Source organism: Halomonas koreensis (assembly GCF_031451675.1).
Lineage (GTDB): Bacteria > Pseudomonadota > Gammaproteobacteria > Pseudomonadales > Halomonadaceae > Halomonas > Halomonas koreensis.
Genome location: NZ_JARWAK010000012.1, coordinates 101,694 through 120,551, shown reverse-complemented (window position 1 = coordinate 120,551; position 18,858 = coordinate 101,694). Strand labels below are relative to the sequence as shown.

15 protein-coding genes are annotated in these 18,858 nt (G+C 67.7%); 4 read left to right on the top strand and 11 right to left on the bottom strand.

Translation table 11 applies throughout. From position 1 onward, the window contains the following. Positions 1-477: 477 nt before the first annotated feature. Positions 478-1,308, bottom strand: a complete 831-nt coding sequence (pssA, locus tag QC818_RS14045; RefSeq protein WP_309653485.1) for a CDP-diacylglycerol--serine O-phosphatidyltransferase — start codon at positions 1,306-1,308, stop codon at positions 478-480. Between the two features lie 128 nt (positions 1,309-1,436). Then, positions 1,437-2,453, bottom strand: coding sequence for a ketol-acid reductoisomerase (gene ilvC, locus QC818_RS14040; protein ID WP_309653484.1), 1,017 nt, complete (start codon positions 2,451-2,453; stop codon positions 1,437-1,439). 189 nt (positions 2,454-2,642) lie between these two features. Here ilvC and ilvY point away from each other — a divergent pair, with 189 nt between their 5' ends. Beyond that, a complete protein-coding gene (ilvY, locus tag QC818_RS14035) occupies positions 2,643-3,533 on the top strand; it encodes an HTH-type transcriptional activator IlvY (RefSeq protein WP_309653483.1) in 891 nt (296 codons plus the stop codon). A 78-nt stretch (positions 3,534-3,611) separates the two neighbouring features. Here ilvY and ilvN read toward each other — a convergent pair whose 3' ends face one another. The 5 genes from ilvN to rluD all read right to left on the bottom strand — a co-directional run bounded on the left by ilvN (position 3,612) and on the right by rluD (position 10,979). Continuing rightward, positions 3,612-4,103, bottom strand: coding sequence for an acetolactate synthase small subunit (gene ilvN / locus QC818_RS14030; RefSeq protein WP_309653482.1), 492 nt, complete (start codon positions 4,101-4,103; stop codon positions 3,612-3,614). After that, positions 4,103-5,827, bottom strand: coding sequence for an acetolactate synthase 3 large subunit (locus tag QC818_RS14025; protein ID WP_309653481.1), 1,725 nt, complete (start codon positions 5,825-5,827; stop codon positions 4,103-4,105). Before QC818_RS14025 ends, ilvN begins: the two co-directional genes overlap by 1 nt. Before the next feature lie 532 nt (positions 5,828-6,359). Then, entirely contained in the window at positions 6,360-8,948 is a 2,589-nt protein-coding gene (gene clpB / locus QC818_RS14020) for an ATP-dependent chaperone ClpB (RefSeq protein ID WP_309653480.1), read from the bottom strand. A 319-nt stretch (positions 8,949-9,267) separates the two neighbouring features. Further along, positions 9,268-10,023, bottom strand: a complete 756-nt coding sequence (gene pgeF, locus QC818_RS14015) for a peptidoglycan editing factor PgeF (RefSeq protein ID WP_309653479.1) — start codon at positions 10,021-10,023, stop codon at positions 9,268-9,270. Next, positions 10,020-10,979, bottom strand: a complete 960-nt coding sequence (rluD, locus tag QC818_RS14010; RefSeq protein WP_309653478.1) for a 23S rRNA pseudouridine(1911/1915/1917) synthase RluD — start codon at positions 10,977-10,979, stop codon at positions 10,020-10,022. The genes pgeF and rluD overlap by 4 nt, the downstream gene beginning before the upstream one ends. Before the next feature lie 158 nt (positions 10,980-11,137). Here rluD and QC818_RS14005 point away from each other — a divergent pair, with 158 nt between their 5' ends. Further along, positions 11,138-11,947, top strand: coding sequence for an outer membrane protein assembly factor BamD (locus QC818_RS14005; RefSeq protein ID WP_309653477.1), 810 nt, complete (start codon positions 11,138-11,140; stop codon positions 11,945-11,947). Between the two features lie 158 nt (positions 11,948-12,105). On the opposite strand, the gene QC818_RS14000 is transcribed toward QC818_RS14005, so the two are convergent. Further along, positions 12,106-13,737 carry an NAD+ synthase gene (locus QC818_RS14000; protein ID WP_309653476.1) on the bottom strand — a complete coding sequence of 544 codons (1,632 nt, stop codon included), beginning with the start codon at positions 13,735-13,737 and terminating at the stop codon, positions 12,106-12,108. Between the two features lie 99 nt (positions 13,738-13,836). On the opposite strand from QC818_RS14000, the gene QC818_RS13995 reads away from it, so the two are divergent. Further along, positions 13,837-14,094, top strand: a complete 258-nt coding sequence (locus QC818_RS13995; protein ID WP_309653475.1) for a PP0621 family protein — start codon at positions 13,837-13,839, stop codon at positions 14,092-14,094. 147 nt (positions 14,095-14,241) lie between these two features. Here QC818_RS13995 and thiO read toward each other — a convergent pair whose 3' ends face one another. Then, positions 14,242-15,342: a glycine oxidase ThiO gene (gene thiO, locus QC818_RS13990; RefSeq protein ID WP_309653474.1), complete on the bottom strand. Its 1,101-nt coding sequence runs from the start codon at positions 15,340-15,342 to the stop codon at positions 14,242-14,244. A gap of 94 nt (positions 15,343-15,436) precedes the next feature. Between thiO and QC818_RS13985 the strand changes: the two genes are divergently transcribed. After that, positions 15,437-15,991: a GspH/FimT family pseudopilin gene (locus tag QC818_RS13985; RefSeq protein WP_309653473.1), complete on the top strand. Its 555-nt coding sequence runs from the start codon at positions 15,437-15,439 to the stop codon at positions 15,989-15,991. Positions 15,992-16,022: 31 nt separating this feature from the next. On the opposite strand, the gene QC818_RS13980 is transcribed toward QC818_RS13985, so the two are convergent. Together QC818_RS13980 and QC818_RS13975 are read right to left on the bottom strand one after the other, a co-directional pair. Next, positions 16,023-18,116: a PilX N-terminal domain-containing pilus assembly protein gene (locus tag QC818_RS13980; RefSeq protein ID WP_309653472.1), complete on the bottom strand. Its 2,094-nt coding sequence runs from the start codon at positions 18,114-18,116 to the stop codon at positions 16,023-16,025. 38 nt (positions 18,117-18,154) lie between these two features. After that, the gene (locus QC818_RS13975) at positions 18,155-18,853 is read right to left on the bottom strand and encodes a prepilin-type N-terminal cleavage/methylation domain-containing protein (protein ID WP_309653471.1); all 699 of its coding nucleotides are present in this window, start codon (positions 18,851-18,853) and stop codon (positions 18,155-18,157) included. Positions 18,854-18,858: the final 5 nt, after the last annotated feature.

Here is an 18,858-nt window from a genome sequence, read left to right as displayed (position 1 = left end):
CCGTCTTGCCCGGCGCCCTGCGAGGAAGGCGTATTCTACGTGATCGGCGCGTCGTGTCAACCCTTCATCTCGTGACTGCCGAGGCAGCGAGCGGATGACCGACCCTCGTTTCGCCCTAGCGAAGCGAGTGCCGACAGAGCCCTCAGCGGGTCTCCGTAAAGCGTGGCGAGCATTCTACCGAATCCGGCGAGCCTGTCAAGCGAGCGTCTTGCGAAACCTTCGAAAAACCTCAAGCAAAACAAGCGCTTCTGCCACTCATCACCGCCTGCAACGTTGCCCGTCGCCGGCAGCGGATGCGTACTTTACGGATTCTCCCGGCACCACGCAAGGACTTTGCGAAAAGATTTTCCTCGCCCCCGGGCCGACTCGTCCACAGCCACTTCCGGCGGCGACCGGGTGTGGACAAGTCGTTCGGCGGGCGGAGACGACGACGCCCGCGCGAGGCGGGCGTCGAGGCGAGGACAAGGGTAACCCGATTCAGTCTCGTGCGCCGCCCTTCATCTTGCGCACCAGGGCGAGGATCGGCCCGGATGCCACATAGGTGCCGAACAGCAGCAGCAGCATCACCGAGGGCTCGATGGAGATGACCACGAACCCGAGCACGATGGCCAGCAGCATGACGAAGGGCACCGGTCCCTTGAGGTCGACGTCCTTGAAGCTGTAGTAGCGGATATTGCTGACCATCAGCACGCCGGCGGCGCCGACCAGGAACAGCATCAGCAGCTTGAAGCCGAAGGCCTCGGCGTCGAAGCTGTGGAAGGTCCAGACGCTGGCGGCGACCACCGCCGCGGCGGAGGGGCTCGGCAGGCCGATGAACCAGCGCTTGTCGACGCTGCCGAGCTGGACATTGAAGCGCGCCAGGCGCAGCGCGGCACAGGCCACGTAGAGGAAGGCCACCACCCAGCCGGTCTTGCCCACGTCCTGGAGGATCCAGGTGAACGCCACCAGCCCCGGCGCCACGCCGAAGGACAGCATGTCGGAGAGGCTGTCGTATTCGGCGCCGAAGGCGCTCTGGGTATTGGTCAGTCGGGCCACCCGACCGTCCAGGCCGTCGAGGACCATGGCGATGAAGATGGCGATCGACGCCGAGGCGAAGTCGCCGTTGATCGCGGCCACCACGGCGAAGAAGCCGGAAAACAGCGCCGAGGTGGTGAACAGGTTGGGCAGCAGGTAGATGCCCTTGCGCCGGACCTTCTTGCCATCCTCGACGGCCTCCTCGACCACCTCCGACTCCCGGAGGAAGGTCTTGGCCAGGTCGTCGTCCGACTCGGGGCGCTCTGGCTCTCGATTGCTGGGGTCCTGGCTCATCGCTGTCGTCCATTGCGGCTGGAATTGGCCCCATTCTACACATAGAGGCCGCCATGGCTCATCGCCCCAGGACGCAAACGGGGGCGCGGTCTCCCACGCCCCCCGTGCTCTCGGCCAGCTCGCGTCGCTCAGTTCTTGGACTTGTCGACCAGCTGGTTGGCGGCGATCCAGGGCATCATGGCGCGCAGCTTCTCGCCGACCTGCTCGATCGGGTGCTCGGCGTTGAGGCGGCGACGCGCGGTCATCGACGGGTAGTTGGTGTTGCCCTCGTTGATGAACATCTTGGCGTATTCGCCGGTCTGGATACGCTTGAGCGCGTTGCGCATGGCCTCGCGGGACTGGTCGTTGATGACCTCGCCGCCGGTGACGTACTCGCCGTACTCCGCGTTATTGGAGATGGAGTAGTTCATGTTGGCGATGCCGCCCTCGTACATCAGGTCGACGATCAGCTTGAGCTCGTGCAGGCACTCGAAGTAGGCCATCTCCGGGGCATAGCCCGCCTCGGTCAGGGTCTCGAAGCCGGCCTTGACCAGCTCGACCGCGCCGCCGCACAGCACCGCCTGCTCGCCGAAGAGGTCGGTCTCGGTCTCGTCCTTGAAGGTGGTCTCGATGATGCCGCTGCGGCCGCCGCCGATGGCCGCTGCGTAGGACAGCGACAGCTCCTTGGCGTTGCCGGTCGCATCCTGGTGGATGGCGATCAGGTCCGGGATGCCGCCGCCGCGGGTGAACTCGGAGCGCACGGTATGGCCCGGCGCCTTGGGCGCGATCATCACCACGTCCAGGTCGGCCCGCGGCTCGATCTGGTTGTAGTGGATGTTGAAGCCGTGAGCGAAGGCCAGGGTCGCGCCCTGCTTCAGGTTGGGCGCGATCTGCTGCTCGTAGATGGCCTTCTGGTTCTCGTCGGGGGCCAGCACCATCACCACGTCGGCGGACTTGGCGGCATCCTCCACGGAGGCGACCTTGAGGCCGGCGGCCTCGGCCTTGGCGGCGGAGGACGAGCCCTCGCGAAGCGCGACGACGACGTCGACGCCGGACTCCTTGAGGTTGTTGGCGTGGGCGTGGCCCTGGGAACCGTAGCCCACGATGGCCACCTGCTTGCCCTGGATCAGGGAGAGGTCGCAGTCCTTGTCGTAGTAAACGCGCATGGGGGTGCTCCTGGAAACGTGGATGAAGATCGTGTCAGCGTCGATGGCCACCCGCGCCGTCTTGTCGCGGCGCTGGGAGTTCGGGCCCCGGCTCTGCGTCCGGTCGATGTCTCGACTGTACGCCAGGCATGTCATTGCGTAAAACGCTATATTTGCAATACCACATCCCGAAAAATGCAATGAAAGCCCATGGACATGCGCCCCCTCCGGCACTTCCTGGCCCTGGCCGACACCCTGCACTTCGGTCGCGCCAGCGAGGCCTGCCACGTCAGCCCCTCCACCCTGTCCCGCTCGATCCGCCAGCTCGAGGCGAGCCTGGGCGTGCGGCTGTTCGAGCGCGACAACCGCCACGTATCGCTGACCCGCCAGGGCCACCACTTCCTGGAGTATGCCCGGGACACCCTGGAGGGCTGGGAGCAGCTGCGCCAGTCGCTGATGAGCGAGGCCCGGGCGCTCACCGGGGAAATCAGCATCTATTGCTCGGTGACCGCCAGCTACAGCTTCCTCTACGACCTGCTCAGCGAGTTTCGCACCCGCTACCCGGGCATCGAACTCAAGCTGCACACCGGCGACCCGGCTCAGTCGATGGCTCGGGTGCTGGCCGGCAACGAGGACATGGCCATCACCTCGCGGCCCCGCCAGCTGCCCGAGGCCCTGGCCTTCAAGTCGCTGACCCGTTCGCCGCTGGTGTTCATCGCCCCGCGGGACGGCGCCGCCTGGCTCCCCCCGGCCCCCGAGAGCCCCAGCGCCGAACAGTGGCGCGACGTGCCCATGGTGCTTTCCGAGTCGGGGCTGTCCCGGGAGGTCAGCGACACCTGGTTCAAGGCGCTGGGGGTCCCACCGCGCATCTACGCCCAGGTCGCCGGCCACGAGGCCATCGTCAGCATGGTGGGGCTGGGCTTCGGCGTGGGCGTGGTGCCGCGCATCGTGCTGGAGGCCAGCCCACTGCGGGAGAGCGTGAGCGTCCTGCCGGTGAAACCGGAGCTGCCCCACTACGACGTGGGCCTGTGCGTGCTCAACCGGCGCCTGAAGAGCCCGCTGATCCACGCCCTGTGGCAGGAGGTGACCGAGCGCCGCTGAGCCACGAAAAAGCCGCCCCGTGGGGCGGCTTGGCAGGATAGCGCGCCGGCGGTACGAGGCACCGGGTCGCGTCGGGGGTTACAGCGACAGCACCTTGTCGCCGCGGGCGATCCCCGAGACCCCCGTGCGCGCCACCTCGAGGATGCCCACCGGCGCCATGGCCTCTAGGAAGGCATCGAGCTTGCCGGCGTCGCCGGTGATCTGCACCGTGTACTGGCTCGGCGTCACGTCGACGATCTGCGCCCGGAAGATGTCCACCGTGCGCTTGACCTCGTCGCGGGCCGCGCCCAGGGCCTTGACCTTGACCAGCATCAGCTCGCGCTCGATGTGGCTGCCCTCGGTGAGGTCCACCAGCTTGACCACGTCGATCAGCTTGTTGAGGTGCTTGGTGATCTGCTCGATCACCCGGTCGTCGCCGATCGTGGTCACGGTCAGCCGGGACAGGGTCTCGTCCTCGGTGGGCGCGACGTTGAGGGTTTCGATGTTGAAGTTGCGCTGGGAAAACAACCCCACCACGCGTGACAGAGCGCCCGGTTCGTTTTCCATCAGAATCGAGATGATATGGCGCATCAGGTCCGCTCCGTCTTGGAAAGCAGCATGTCACGCATGGAGCCCAGGGGCACCTGCATCGGATAGACGTGCTCGTGGGGATCCACGGCGACGTCGAGGAACACCAGCTCGTCCTTGTCGGCGAAGGTCCGTTCCAGCGCCGAGTCGAGTTCCTCCCGCGTCTGCACCTTCAGGGCGGTGAAGCCATAGGACTCGATGAGTTTCTGGAAGTCGGGCAGCGACTCCATGTAGGAGTGGGCGTGGCGGGACTTGTAGTTGAGGTCCTGCCACTGGCGCACCATGCCCAGCGAGGCATTGTTGAGGTTGACGATCTTCACCCCGCCGCCGAACTGCTTACAGGTCGACAGCTCCTGCATCATCATCTGGAAGCTACCCTCGCCGGTCACGCAGACCACCTGCTCGTCCGGGAAGTTCTGCTTGATGCCCATGGCCGCCGGGAAGCCGAAGCCCATGGTGCCCAGCCCCCCAGAGGTGATGAAGCGGTTGGGCTTGTCGAACTTGTAGTACTGGGCGGCGAACATCTGGTGCTGCCCCACGTCGGTGGTCACGTAGGCCTCGCCGCGGGTCACCCGGCAGATCGCCTCGATGACCTCCTGGGGCTTGAGCACCTCGCCGGGGCCGGACGGCTCGTAGAGCTTGCCGCGGCGCTCCTCGCGCCAGCCGTCGATGGTCTGCCACCACTCCTGAAGGGCGTCGGGGTTGGCGATCTCGCGGCCCTGCAGCAGGCTGATCATCTCGTTGATCACGCTGCCCGCCGGCCCGACGATGGGCACGTCGGCGCGCACCGTCTTCGAGACCGAGCTGGGGTCGATGTCGACGTGGACGATCTTGGCGGTGGGGCAGAACTTCGAGGTGTTGTTGGTCACCCGGTCGTCGAAGCGCGCGCCGATGGCGACGATCAGGTCGGCGTGGTGCATGGCCATGTTCGACTCGTAGGAGCCGTGCATGCCCAGCCAGCCGAGGCACTGGGCGTCGCTCTGCGGGAAGGCGCCGATCCCCATCAGGGTGGTGGTGATGGGGAAGCCGAGGCGCTTGACCAGGTCGGTCAGCCCCTCGCTGGCATCCCCGGTCACCACGCCGCCGCCGGTATAGAAGACCGGCCGGCGGGCCTTGAGCATCAGCTCCACGGCCTTCTTGATCTGGCCGGTGTGGCCGCGGGCCACCGGGTTGTAGGAGCGCAGCTTGACCTTCTTCGGGTAGACGTACTCGTAGCGCTCGGTGGGGGCGGTCATGTCCTTGGGAATGTCCACCACCACCGGGCCGGGCCGCCCCGTGGAGGCCAGGTAGTAGGCCTTCTTGAGGACCTCCGGAATCTCGGTCGGGTGCTTGATCGAGAAGCTGTGCTTCACGATCGGCCGGGTCACGCCGACGATATCGGTTTCCTGGAAGGCATCATCGCCGATCAGGTGGCTCATCACCTGACCGCACAGCACCACCATGGGAATCGAGTCCATGTAGGCGGTGGCGATGCCGGTGACGGCATTGGTCGCGCCGGGGCCGGAGGTCACCAGCACCGTGCCGGGCTTGCCGGAGGCCCGGGCGTAGCCGTCGGCGGCGTGGGTGGCCGCCTGTTCGTGGCGCACGAGGATGTGCTTGACCTTGTCCTGGCGGAAGAGGGCGTCATAGATATGCAGCGCCGCGCCGCCGGGATAGCCATAGATGTATTCGACGCCCTCGTCCTGAAGGAAGCGGGCGATCATGTCCGCGCCGGAAAGCAGTTCCACAGATGTTTCTCCCCTGGAGGTCTCGAGTGCGATCCGCGCCCTTCGTGGGGCACGGGGTCGAGTGCGGCGGTATGCCGCTGCCGGTCGCGCCGGCACCTGATGCCAAACCCTGGCGTTTCGAGGCCCGGTTAGGGCCAGCACTCTCGTCGGGATCGCTGATCCACGGCACGGGCGATGCGTGACCGACGACCTCGCCGCGGGGCTCGGGGCCGTGTTCACGCAGGCGCCGCGCGCGCCCTGCATCAGCGGTTCCCTATCACGGCGGATCACCGCGTCGGGGCGTTGGCCAGGTCGGGCGGTTGGCCCTGAACCCGGAAGTCCTACGGCGGGTAGAGGCCTGCGGCCTACCCTTCGCGCGGTGGTGGGGGATCACCCGCTGGAGTCCGCGCCCGTCAGTCAGGAAACGTCAAGATTCCATTAGCGCCACTGAGGTGTCAACCGCGGCGGCCCGGCATGGCCGCGCGCCGGGCGTCGCAACGCAAGCGGCCCGCCCGTCGGGGGACGGGCGGGCCGCCGGCAGCGGGGGCGGGGATCAGGTGTGGAAGACCAGGCGGTCGTCCTCGGCCTCGACCCGGATGACGTCGCCCGGCGAGAAGTGGCCGGCCAGCAGGTCCTGGGCCAGCGGGTTCTCCAGGCGGTTCTGGATCGCCCGCTTGAGCGGACGCGCCCCGAACACCGGATCGAAGCCCGCCTCCGCCAGCTGGGCCACGGCCTCCGGGGTGACCTCGAGCCCCAGGTCGTGCTCGGCCAGCCGGGCGCGCAGGCGCTCGAGCTGGATGTCGGCGATGGCCTGGATCTGCGCCTGGGCCAGGGCATGGAAGACCACCACCTCGTCGATGCGGTTGATCAGCTCGGGGCGGAAGTGGCTGCTCACCACCTCCATGACCGCGTCCTTCATCTGTGCGTAGTCGGCGTCATCGCCGCCCATGCTCTGGATGATCTCCGAGCCCATGTTGGAGGTCATGACGATCACGGTGTTGCGGAAGTCCACCGTGCGGCCCTGGCCATCGGTGAGGCGGCCGTCCTCGAGCACCTGGAGCAGGATGTTGAAGACGTCGTGATGGGCCTTCTCCACCTCGTCGAGCAGCAGCACCGAGTAGGGCTTGCGGCGCACCGCCTCGGTCAGGTAGCCGCCCTCCTCGTAGCCGACATAGCCCGGGGGCGCACCGATCAGCCGGGCCACGGAGTGCTTCTCCATGAACTCCGACATGTCGATGCGCACCATCGCCTCCTCGGTATCGAACAGGAAGCCGGCCAGCGACTTGCACAGCTCGGTCTTGCCCACCCCGGTAGGGCCGAGGAACAGGAAGGAGCCGTTGGGACGATGGGGGTCGGCGAGCCCGGCCCGGGAGCGGCGCACGGCGTTGGCCACGGCGGCGACCGCCTCGTCCTGGCCGATCACCCGCTCGTGCAGCGCCTCCTCCATGCGCAGCAGCTTGTCGCGCTCGCCCTCGAGCATCTTGGCCACCGGGATGCCGGTCCAGCGCGAGACCACCTCGGCGATCTCCTCCTCGGTGACGTTGGAACGCAGCAGCTGGTGCTGCGAGGTATCGGCGTCGGCCTCGGCGGCGCTGGACTCGGCGATCTTCTTCTCGAGTTCCGGGATCACCCCGTACTGCAGCTCGGACATCCGCCCCAGGTCCCCCTGGCGGCGCGCCTGCTCCAGGTCCACCCGGGCCCGGTCGAGCTCGTCCTTGAACTGGGCCGCGCCCTGGATGCTGGCCTTCTCGGCCTTCCAGATCTCGTCCAGGTCGGCGTACTCGCGCTCGAGCTCGGCGATCTGCTCCTCCAGGGTCTCGAGACGTTTCTTCGAGGGCTCATCGGTCTCCTTCTTGAGGTGCTCGCGCTCCATCTTGAGCTGGATCAGCCGGCGATCCAGGCGATCCATCTCCTCGGGCTTGGAGTCGAGCTCCATGCGGATCCGCGAGCAGGCCTCGTCGACCAGGTCGATGGCCTTGTCGGGCAGCTGGCGGTCGGTGATGTAGCGGGTCGACAGCTTGGCCGCGGCGATGATCGCGCCGTCGGTGATGTCGACGCCGTGGTGCACCTCGTAGCGCTCCTTGAGCCCGCGCAGGATGGCCACGGTGTCCTCCTCGCTGGGCTCGTCCACCAGCACCTTCTGGAAGCGGCGCTCCAGGGCGGCGTCCTTCTCGATGTGCTGGCGGTACTCGTCGAGGGTGGTGGCGCCCACGCAGTGCAGCTCGCCGCGGGCCAGGGCCGGCTTGAGCATGTTGCCGGCGTCCATGGCGCCCTCGGCCTTGCCGGCGCCGACCATGGTATGCAGCTCGTCGATGAACAGGATGATCCGGCCCTCCTCCTGGGCCAGCTCCTTGAGCACCGCCTTCAGGCGCTCCTCGAACTCGCCGCGGAACTTGGCGCCGGCCAGCAGCGCGCCCATGTCCAGCGACAGCACGCGCTTGTCCTTGAGCCCCTCGGGGACCTCGCCGTCGACGATGCGCTGGGCCAGCCCCTCGACGATGGCGGTCTTGCCGACGCCGGGCTCGCCGATCAGCACCGGGTTGTTCTTGGTGCGCCGCTGCAGCACCTGGATGGTGCGGCGGATCTCGTCGTCGCGACCGATCACCGGGTCGAGCTTGCCGCTGGTCGCGCGCTCGGTGAGGTCCAGGGTGTACTTGTCCAGCGCCTCGCGGCTTTCCTCGGCGTTGGGGTCCTCGACCTTCTCGCCGCCGCGCACGCTATCGATGGCCGTCTCCAGTGCCTTGCGGGTCACCCCGGCCTGGGTCAGCAGCTTGGTCACCGCGTGACGCATCTCGAGGGCCGCCAGCAACACCAGCTCGCTGGCGATGTACTGGTCGCCGCGCTTCTGGGCCTCGCGGTCGGTGAGGTTGAACAGCTTGATCAGGTCACGGGACGGCTGCACCTCGCCGTCGAAGTCGCCGACCCGGGGCAGGTCCTCCAGGTGGCCGGTGAGGCCGTCGCGCAGCTGGGCGGCATCGCCGCCGGCCCTCTGCACCAGCGCCTTGACGCCGGTATCGCTGGCATCCAGCAGCGCCATCAGCAGGTGGCCGGGCTCGAGCTGGTTATGGCCATGCCCCACCGCCAGGGACTGGGCATCGGCCACGGCGTTCTGCAGCTTGGCGGTGAACTTGTCGAATCGCATTCGGTTTCCTCCGTCGGGGTAACGGCGCGGTCGGACGCGCCGCCTGACCCGGTGTCATGGATCTTGACATCCTAGATGGCGTCAGGATGGCCGGCTTTCAAGTCGGCCGCCCACGGGAGGCGACGGAGGTTGATATGGATCAAGGGCGAGGGGCGAGGGGCGAGGGGCGAGGGGCGAGGGGCGAGGGGCGAGGGGCGAGGGGCGAGGGGCGAGGGGCGAGGGGCGAGGGGCGAAAGCAGGATAGCCTGCGGCGAGTCATCGCCTCGTCGCCGCTGCCTCGCGTGCGGGGCCTCGAACCTCGCCCCTCGAACCTGTCGCGTCAGCGTAGCCAGATCATGCTGGCCATGCGGCCGGTGACGCCGTCGTCGCGGCGGTGGGAGTAGAAGCGCGGCTCGCAGGCGGTGCAGAAGTGGCCGCCGCTGACATGGGCCAGCCCCAGCCGCTCGAGGCGCAGGCGGGCCAGCTTGTAGAGGTCGGCCATGTAGTGGCCCAGGCGATAGGGGCTGGGATCGAAGGCCTCGATGGCCTCGGGCTGGACGGCGACGAAGGCCTGGCGCACCTCGCCGCCCACCTCGAACTGGGCGTTGGAGATCGCCGGGCCCAGCCAGGCCATCAGCGATTCCGCGGGGACGCCCATGGCCGCCACCGTGGCCTCCAGCACGCCCCCGGCGAGGCCGCGCCAGCCGGCGTGGGCCAGCCCCACGCGGCGGCCGTCGCGGTCGCAGAAGAACACCGGCAGACAGTCCGCGGTCAGGACCACGCAGGCATGCCCGCGGTCCATGGCCACCGCGGCGTCGGCCTCGGGCGGATCCGACGCGTAGGCCTGCTGCACCCGGGCCCCATGCACCTGGTTCAGCCACAGCAGGGGACGGTCGTCGCCGACCGTCTTGTGCAGCTGGCGACGACAGAGCGCCACATGGGCCGGGTTGTCGCCCACGTGCAGCGCCGGATTGAAGGCGGCGAAGTCGCCCTGGCTGGGGCCGGTCTCGCGGGTGGTCACGCAGGCCGCCACCGAGGGCGGCGCCGGCCAGTCGGGATGGATCAGGGTCGGGCTGAGGTCCAGGGCATCGCTCATCGCATCGTCTCGCGGTCGTCGCGCAGGAAGTCCAGCAGCATCAGCAGGTCGTCCGGCAGGGGCGCGCGGAATTGCAGGGTCTCGCCGCTGGCCGGGTGCACGAAGGCCAGCTTGCGGGCATGCAGCGCCTGGCGCGGGAATTCCCGCAGCACCTCCTTGAGCGTCTCGCCGGCCCCGGCCGGCAACTTCAGGCGCCCGCCGTAGACCGGGTCGCCGATCAGCGGATAGCGCAGGTGGGCCAGGTGGACACGGATCTGGTGGGTGCGGCCGGTCTCCAGCTTGCAGCGCACATGGGTGTGGGCCCGGAAGCGCTCCACCACCCGGTAGTGGGTCACCGCCGGCTTGCCGCCGGCGGTGACCGCCTGGCGCTTGCGGTCCTTGGGATGGCGGCCGATCGGCGCATCCACGCTGCCGCCGGCGGTCATCACCCCCACCGCGACGGCATCGTACTCCCGGGACACGGTGCGCGCCTGGAGCTGCTCCACCAGCGAGGTCTGCGCGGCCAGGGTCTTGGCCACCACCATCAAGCCGCTGGTGTCCTTGTCCAGGCGGTGGACGATGCCGGCGCGCGGCACCGCCGCCAGGCCGGGGCAATGGTGAAGCAGGCCGTTGAGCAGGGTTCCGTCGGGGTTGCCGGCCGCCGGGTGCACCACCAGGCCCGGCGGCTTGTCGATCACCAGCACCTCGTCGTCCTCGTAGACCACGTCCAGCGGGATGTCCTCGGGCTCGAAGCGGGCATCGTCCTCGACCACGGCGGTCAGCGACAGCGTCTCGCCGCCGTAGACCTTGTCCTTGGGCCGCCCGGGGCAGCCGTCCAGGGTCAGGGCGCCATCCTTGATCCAGGCCTTGAGACGCTCCCGGGAGAAGTCGGTGAAGAGCTCGGCGGCGGCCTGGTCGAGGCGCTGGCCGGCCAGTTGCTCGGGGACGCGGTGCTGGGCTTCGAAGGTCTGGGACATGGGTGCGGCGATGGTCCGTCTGAGCTGTGAGGCGTTCCCCGGCGGCATGCCCCCGCGCTCGGCGCGATGACTGCGTTTTGCCACGAGGTGCTTTATAGTGGGCGGAATCGGGCCGATTCTAGCACGGCCATCCAGGGTTGTTTGACACGAGGATCACGATGCGCGTTATCACGACCGGACCCCGCCTGGCCGCCATGCTGCTGGCGAGTGCCCTGCTGGCCGGCTGTGCCAGCACCTCAGAGGAAGAGGCCCCCGAGCTCAAGGAGCGCCAGCTCTACGAGGAGGGGCGCGCCGCGCTGGAGGGCGGACGCTACACCACCGCCATCAACCGGCTCGAAGCCATCGACACCCGCTTCCCCTTCGGCGACACCGCCGAGCAGGCGCAGTTGGAACTGATCTACGCCTACTACGAGACCGACGACTGGGAGAGCGCCCGGGCGGCGGCCAGCCGCTTCATCCGGCTGCATCCGGACCACCCCCAGGTCGACTACGCCTACTACCTGCGCGGCCTGGCCGCCTGGCAGGCGGGCCGCTTCAGCCTCGAGGGGCTGCGGCTGATCGACATCTCCAAGCGCGACCTCGGCGCCAGCCGCGACGCCTACTCCGATTTCCGCGAGCTGGTGCAGCGCTTCCCCAACAGCCAGTACGCCCCGGATGCCCGGCAGCGTATCGTCTACCTGCGCAACGTCCTGGCGCGCCACGAGCTGCAGGTGGCCGACTTCTACCTGCGCAAGGGCGCCTACCTGGCCGCCGTGGAACGCGGCCGCTGGGTGGTCGAGCACTATCCGCAGGCCGAGGGCACCCGCGACGCCCTGGCGGTGATGGTCGAGGGCTACCTGGGCCTCGACATGGGCGAGCGCGCCCGCGAGACCCTCGAGGTGCTGATCGACAACGCCCCCGACCACGAGCGCCTGGACGGCCGCACCTTCGAGCCCCGCTACGTGGACGCCCCCGCGCTCTCGGCCTGACGGCTGCGGGCTGCGGGCTGCGGGCTGCGGGCTGCGGGCTGCGGGCTGCGGGCTACAAGTCTCCGGATAACCGGGACGATCGAAGCAACCGAAACACCCCATCGGCGTCGCCGATGGGGTGTTTTCTTACAGCTTAAAGCTTACGGCTTACGGCTTCGCTACTCGCCCGGCTGCCAACCGTTGACGATCGGGTAGCGCCGGTCGCGCCCGAAGCCGCGGCGGGTCACCCGCACGCCCACCGGCGCCTGGCGGCGCTTGTACTCGCAGCGATCCACCAGCCGCACCACCTTGTAGACGTCCTCGCGATCGAAGCCGGCGTCGATGATCGCCTCGGCGCTCATGTCGCCCTCGATGTAGCGCACCAGGATGGCGTCCAGGACGTCGTAATCTGGCAGCGAGTCGCTGTCCTGCTGCCCGGGAGCCAGCTCGGCGGAGGGCGGCCGCTCGATGACCCGCTCGGGAATCGCCGGCGACTGGGTGTTGCGCCAGCGGGCCAGGCGATAGACCCAGGTCTTGTAGACGTCCTTGATGGCGTTGTAGCCGCCCACCATGTCGCCGTAGAGGGTGGCGTAGCCCACCGCCATCTCGCTCTTGTTGCCGGTGGTCAGCACCATCAGGCCCTTCTTGTTGGAGATCGCCATCAGCAGCACGCCGCGGCAGCGCGACTGCAGGTTCTCCTCGGTGGTGTCCCGCTCGGTACCGGCGAAGCTGTCGGCCAGGGTCTCCATGAAGGCCTCGACCATGGACTCGATGGGCATGTTCTCGTAGTCCACGCCGAGCATCTTCGCCTGCTGGGCGGCATCCTCCCTGGAGATATCGGCGGTGTAGTGGTAGGGCATCATCACCGCCTGCACCCGCTGCGGTCCCAGGGCATCCACGGCGATGGCCAGCGACAGCGCCGAGTCGATGCCGCCGGACAGCCCCAGCACCACGCCCTGGAAGCCGCTCTTGTTGACGTAGTCGCGCAGCCCGGTGACCAGGGCGCAATAGAGGTTCTCCTCCGGCGAGACGTCCTCGTCCACCTCCCCGGCCTGGGGCACCCAGCGGCCCCGCTCGCGCACGAACTGCACCGGCATCAGGCCCACCGCCCAGTGCGGCGCCTGGACGCGCAGCTCGCCGCCGGCATCGACGCAGGCCGAGCCGCCGTCGAAGACCAGCTCGTCCTGCCCGCCGATCTGGTTGACGTAGACCAGCGGCAAGGCGACCTCCCGGGCGCGCTGCTCGAGCAGCGCGAGGCGCTCGGCGGGCTTGTCCTGGTGGAAGGGCGAGGCGTTCAGGGTCACCAGGATCTCGGCCCCGGCGTCCCTGGCCTGCTGGACCGGGGCCTCGGCCCAGATGTCCTCGCAGATCAGGATGCCGAGCTTGGCGCCCTTGTGCTCGATGACCAGCGGCTTGCGGCCCACCGAGAAGTAGCGCTGTTCGTCGAAGACCTCGTAGTTGGGCAGCGCCTGCTTGGCGTACTCGCCCAGCCATTCGCCGTCGTAGAGCACCCCGGCCAGGTTCCAGTTCTGCCCCTCGCGACGCCCTGGGTAGCCGACGATGACCATCACGTCGCGGGCCACCTTCTCGGCCAGGCGCCCGCGCGCCTCGCGCAGCCGCGTCTCCATGGAGGGGCGCAGCAGCAGGTCCTCCGGCGGGTAGCCGGTCAGGAACAACTCGGGCAGCACCACGATATCGGCACCATGCTCGATGCGCGCCTCGCGTACCGTCTCGATGGCTCGCTCGGTGTTGCCGGGAATGTCCCCGACCAGGGGGTCCAGCTGAGCCATCACCAGCGTCAGGTCTTGCATGGGCGTAGAAATCTCTCGAGAATCCTTTGATACCCGCATTGTCCCGCAAGGGCGGTCGAGTGGCAAAGGCGACCGACCCGCTTCAGGGAGTCACGAAGGATGAACCTCTTGCTGATCCGCCTGATCATCTTCGCCGTGCTGTTCTTCGCCGGCCTCAAGCTCTATCGCATGTATCGCGAGTGGAAGCTCGATCGCGAGCAGGCGGACGCCGCCGGCCCGGACGGCGGGCAGATGGTGCGCTGCGCCTGGTGTCAGGTACACCTCCCCGAAGATGACGCCCTGCGCGAGAAGGGCGAGTGGTTCTGCACCGCGGACCATCGCGACAAGTTCCTCGAGGAACGCAGGCGCGAGGACTGAGCGCCAAGCGGCCAAGCCGGATGGTGGCCGCGGCGCCTCCCGGGCAGCCAGGTGGGGGTTGTAGGAGCGCTCTTCAGAGCGCGATGGCGCCGCCCGGCGCCTGGCATGCCCAATGTGGCGTGATCCCCCCCGCACAACGCCTTTCCCCTAGCTCAGACTCACCCTCCCCTCCAGCCGATACGGCGCCGGATCGAGGATCGGCTCGCGCCCCAGCAGCTCGTCGACCAGCAGATGGGTCGAGGCCGGCGCCAGCACCAGGCCGTTGCGATAGTGTCCGGCGTTGACGTGCAGGTTCTCGAGGCCGGGCACGGCGCCGATGAAGGGCACGCCATCCGGTGAACCGGGCCGCAGCCCCGCCCAGTGGTGCTCCACCTCGCAGTCGGCCAGCCCCGGCACGATCCGTGTCGCCGAGGCATGCAGCGATTCCCGGGCCGCGTCGGAGGTCGTCTTGTCGAACCCCGCCTCCTCCAGGGTCGAGCCGGCCAGCACCCGGCCATCGGCGCGCGGAATCACGTAGCGACCGTCCATCAGCACGACGCGGCTCACCAGCCCCGGGGGCGCCTTGAACAGGATCATCTGCCCCTTCACCGGCCGCACCGGCAGCGCGACGCCGACATCGGCGAGCAGCGCCGCCGCCCAGGCGCCGCCGCAGACGATGACCTGATCGGCGGCCACCGGGCCTTGCGAGGTCTCGACGGCCGTGACCCGGTCGCCCGTCCGGCGGAAGCCCTGCACCTCGACGCCCTCCCGAAGGGTGACGCCCGGCATCGCGGCCAGCCGCGTGCGCAGGGCGCGGGTCAGGCGCGGATTGCGAATGCTGCCGAGGGTGGGCATCCACAGCGCCCCCTCGCAGCCCGGCGCGGCCCCGGGCTCCTTGGCATAGAGGAAGTCGGCCGATACCCGCTCCAGCGGCTTGCCCACCTCGCGCGCCCAGTCCATGGCGCGCGCCTCGTCGTCGACGCGCAGATAGAACAGCCCGCGCTGGCGGTATTCCGGATCCACCCGGGTTTCCTCGAGCAGCCGCAGGGCCAGCTCGGGGTAGCGCCCTTCCGACCAGCTGGAGAGCCGGGAAATCGGCGTGGAATACCGCCACGGATAGAGGGGCGAGACGATACCGCCCCCGGCCCAGGAGGCCTCGCGGCCGCAATGGCCGCGTTCGAACAGCGTGACCGAATGGCCGGCATCGGCCAGCTGCAGGGTCGTCATCATGCCGATGACGCCCCCACCCACGACGAGAAAATCGCTCACGAGGCGTGTCCACGTTGGCTGACAGTAGGAGTTCGGCGCCCGGCTAGGGTGGGAAGTACCAGAGGACGAAGCGGGATATCCGGGGAGGGCCACCATGCCGCCCGACGCCACCGAGGGGATTTACCTTACCCACAAGCCGGGCCGCTTGGCAAAGGCGCCCCCGCGCGGTTTCACCCTGATCGAACTGCTGGTGGCCCTGGCGCTGCTGGTCGTCCTCGCCACCTGGGCGGTGCCCGGCTTCCAGCGCCTGACCGCCCGCAACGAGGTCGCCGCCGAGGTGATGCGCATCAAGACCGCGCTGGCCCTGGCCAAGAACACGGCGGTGACTCGGCGGCAGGTCATCGCGGTCTGCCCCGTCGCCTCCGCGGGCGCCAGCGCATGCGAGCCGCATGACTGGTCCCGGCCGATCGCCATCGTCGATGGCCCCGCCCCGGCGGGCGATCTCAGCGGCACACGCATCCTGAGGCTGCTGGAGCCCAGCGACGGCCCGGTGATCACCTTCAACCGTGACTTCCCGGTCCGGTTCCGGGCCACGGGCTGGAGCCGGGGGCATAACGGCACCTTCACCGTCTGCGGCCGAGATCAGAGGGCCGTACGCATCGTTCTCAGCAACCTGGGCAAGACCAGGACCGAGCAGGCGACCTGCTGAGGCCACCCGCTCGGTCCCGGCCGAGAAGCGATCAGTTGACCAGGCGCTCCTCCCAGCCCTCCAGATAGTAGGAGTACTGCGTCGAATCGTTGCCGATGATCCAGGCTTCCCAGGCCTCCGTGGACATCAGCCCCAGCGCGGCATCGATGGCCTCCCGCTGGTGGATGGTGTCGTGATTGCCGCCGCCGTTGTTTTCGGCCCGGAACAGCTGGCACTGAAAGGCATCGTCGTCGGCATGATGGAAATAGGGGTAGACCACGCTAGCGCCATAGAAGTTATCACCGCCGCCACCGCCGATCGTATAGTCCCCCAGCACGATGATGATGCCCTTGAAGTCGGGATTGCCCTTGAACTGGGCATGGCCGTCGACGATCAGGATGCCACCCTTGTCCTCGTAGGCCTGAGCATCGTTCTCGGCCGTCAGCGTCCTGGCATCGGTGCTCGAGCAGCCCATGCAGTCGCGCTTGACCCCGATCACGTCGCTGGTGCCTCCATCGCCGTCATCATCGAGGGTCCCGTCATGGTTCAGGTCGACCACATCGTCGGTGTAGGCATCATTGGTCGGCGACGTTGTATCCAGATAGTAACAGGCCTCGGATGAGTCACTGGGGCAGACACTGATGAAGTCCCCGTCCGGGCTGGTGCCATCGGCCACGTAGTAATCCTGGCTGGAGGGAAAGTAGCTGGCGGCATACTCCACACCGATCGAGGCCGTGGTCGACCCGGAGGACGGGGCCACATGATACTTGGCGAAAAACCGCCCATCGTTCTCCATGACGCTGCTCGCATCCAGCTCCAGGTCGCTGCCCGACAGGCTGGCCGGGTTCACATCCTCATCAGGTTGTTCGCCAATGACACCTCCCATCAAGCCGACTTTATCGACCGATGATTCGTTTGTGCCATCACCATCACTGTCATAACTGAATGACTCGCTTCCGGTTGCGGCATCTTCGAACACGGCCGGGGCACGATAGACGATGCTGCCATCGCTCTGGTCGGCGGCGAAATTGGCCAGCAGGCTGTGATGGTCATTGGTGATGACATTGATGCCGACCGGCACCCCCCCTACGCCGTCATCATCATCGAAGGCGAAGTCGCGCGTCTCGGGGAAGACGAGGTTCTGTGCACTGAAGGAGGTGAAGTTGGCGTTGGGGTCGCGAAAGACCGCCGCGATGAAGTCATGGAAGGCCGCCGGATCGTTCAGGATGGCCGCCCCGGTATAGGAGGCCACCCCCCCCGTGTAGTTGCACATGGCATTGTTGTTGGGGCAGTTGAGGCCGTAGTCGACGGTCACCTCGTCATGATTGACCGCCAACTGGCTACCGATATCGCTGCCATCATTGGCGACCACCACATCCCGCGCATGATAGACGCCGACATCGGTGGCCCCACCGCTGTCGTCGGGGAAGTAGACGAAGATCACCTTGTCATCATCTGCATATTCATGCCCATCGACGGTATCCTTATTGAGAGTGCTGGTGTCGGACGACAGCAGGATCCCCTCGACCACCTCGTTGGCCTCCGCCAGGGAGCCCGTGTAGACCGCCGGTTCATAGGCGCCGTTGACTTCGACCACATCCTCGCCCTCGATCTCGCTGGAGTTCGAGGTCGCCTTGTAGGACGACACGCAGCCCGGGTTGAAGGCCGCCAGCTTGCCCAACCCATCGAGGCGCAAGAAGAAATCCAGCTCGCGCATGGCGACCAGCTCGCCGCTGTTGTCCCCCGAGTAGACGAGCCCCTGAGCCGTCAGCCTGCGCGTGAAGCCGACCGAGCCGGCGCCCGTGTCGACGATGATGCGAAAGTACACGCCGGGCTCGATCTCGTTCTCCCCGGACGTGAAGCAGACCGTCGCCCCCGCCTCGCACTCGAACAGCTCCGAGGCGAAGGTGCCCACGGTGGCATCGCTGAACTGCTTTTCCTGGATCTTGAGCGCCACCCGGGCGGCTCCGAACTCGGCCGCCCGGAGTGCTCGCTCGGCGGCGCGCTGATTGCCGGCCATGGCCTCTTCCAGCCGAGAGCTCTGCATGCTGGACAGGGATAGCATCAGAGCCATGGCGACCAGGACAAGCGATATGACCAGGGCCGCCCCTCTCTGCCTTTCCGGTACCTCTGCTCGATCACGCATGATCTCTCTCCCCATGGCGAAAGCGCTCGCCACCCGCCTCAGGTCCCGCCGGCGCCACTCGCGAAGACCGGCACCAGCTCCAGCCGGCTCATCAGTTCTTCCCGGCGAAAGGTGTTGAAGAGGAACTCCCGTTGCGACGCCGACGCCCCGGGCCATAGCTCTTCGGAAAGCGATACCCGGGTCTCCACCTGAAAGGTGCTCGTCGCCACCGAGGCCAGGTGTGCATAACCCTTCTTGGAAAAGGTCACGGCCTCGATCTCTTCCTGCAATACCTCGCTGCCGGAAGGAGTAACGGGACTGCCAGAGGAATCTTCTATGCTGGACACTCGATGGGCGCTAAGCACCACGTTGATGTCCTCGTCTTCTGCACCACACCAGAACGCGGTATCCAGCGCCTCGCTCGCCGTGTCGCCGCGATACCTCACCAGGTGCAAGTAGCTCCCCGAGCCGCAGTAGGGGTGATCCGGATATGACGGATCGAAGGAGATATAGATTTCCGGCTCCTCCTTCGTGGTGTCCGGATCGAGGCCATACACGACCGGCGAGACCCTCAGGTCGCGCGAAATGGAATCGGCGATGAAGCGCAGCGCCTCCTGACGCTCGGCTAGACGGTCCATGCGGGAGAAGGTGCTCTTCGCGGCCACGAAGATCTGGATCGCGCCGGCCACGACCAGCAGGCCGAGCACCAGGGCCACCAGCAGCTCGACCAGCGAAAACCCGCAAGAGCGCTTCTTCATTGCTA

Bases quoted from the DNA above. Each gene is read 5' to 3' on its own strand.
- pssA (WP_309653485.1), bottom strand. From the start codon at position 1,308: ATGAGCCAGGACCCCAGCAATCGAGAGCCAGAGCGCCCCGAGTCGGAC.
- ilvC (WP_309653484.1), bottom strand. From the start codon at position 2,453: ATGCGCGTTTACTACGACAAGGACTGCGACCTCTCCCTGATCCAGGGC.
- ilvY (WP_309653483.1), top strand. From the start codon at position 2,643: ATGGACATGCGCCCCCTCCGGCACTTCCTGGCCCTGGCCGACACCCTG.
- ilvN (WP_309653482.1), bottom strand. From the start codon at position 4,103: ATGCGCCATATCATCTCGATTCTGATGGAAAACGAACCGGGCGCTCTG.
- clpB (WP_309653480.1), bottom strand. From the start codon at position 8,948: ATGCGATTCGACAAGTTCACCGCCAAGCTGCAGAACGCCGTGGCCGAT.
- pgeF (WP_309653479.1), bottom strand. From the start codon at position 10,023: ATGAGCGATGCCCTGGACCTCAGCCCGACCCTGATCCATCCCGACTGG.
- rluD (WP_309653478.1), bottom strand. From the start codon at position 10,979: ATGTCCCAGACCTTCGAAGCCCAGCACCGCGTCCCCGAGCAACTGGCC.
- QC818_RS14005 (WP_309653477.1), top strand. From the start codon at position 11,138: ATGCGCGTTATCACGACCGGACCCCGCCTGGCCGCCATGCTGCTGGCG.
- QC818_RS14000 (WP_309653476.1), bottom strand. From the start codon at position 13,737: ATGCAAGACCTGACGCTGGTGATGGCTCAGCTGGACCCCCTGGTCGGG.
- QC818_RS13995 (WP_309653475.1), top strand. From the start codon at position 13,837: ATGAACCTCTTGCTGATCCGCCTGATCATCTTCGCCGTGCTGTTCTTC.
- QC818_RS13985 (WP_309653473.1), top strand. From the start codon at position 15,437: ATGCCGCCCGACGCCACCGAGGGGATTTACCTTACCCACAAGCCGGGC.
- QC818_RS13980 (WP_309653472.1), bottom strand. From the start codon at position 18,116: ATGCGTGATCGAGCAGAGGTACCGGAAAGGCAGAGAGGGGCGGCCCTG.
- QC818_RS13975 (WP_309653471.1), bottom strand. From the start codon at position 18,853: ATGAAGAAGCGCTCTTGCGGGTTTTCGCTGGTCGAGCTGCTGGTGGCC.